Origin of the sequence: uncultured Phycicoccus sp. (assembly GCF_947495705.1) — a bacterium.
In the GTDB taxonomy this organism is placed as follows: domain Bacteria; phylum Actinomycetota; class Actinomycetes; order Actinomycetales; family Dermatophilaceae; genus Phycicoccus.
In genome coordinates, this window is the sequence record NZ_CANLZR010000027.1 from 1 (window position 1) to 242 (window position 242).

Sequence of the window (242 nt, forward strand, 5' to 3'; positions counted from 1 at the left end):
GAGCGGCGGGTGCGGCAGGCGGTGCGGGTCGCCGCCGACGGCCCCGCGGGCACCGCCACGGCCACCGGCCTGGGCGCGCTGCACACCGCGATGACCCAGGGCCGCCTCGACGGGTACCGGGCGCAGGTCGTCGCCGACGAGCTGGCGGAGTGCCCGGCCGAGGTCGCCGCCACCGTTCTCGCCGCCCTCGAGCCGTGGTTCGGGGTCGAGGACGCCCCCCGGCTGCGGCGCCGCACCCGCCG

1 protein-coding gene is annotated in these 242 nt (G+C 81.4%); it reads left to right on the forward strand.

Translation table 11 applies throughout. The features are described from left to right. The coding region (locus tag Q0963_RS16515; RefSeq protein ID WP_299448179.1) for a hypothetical protein at window positions 1-242 on the forward strand (242 nt) is incomplete at both ends.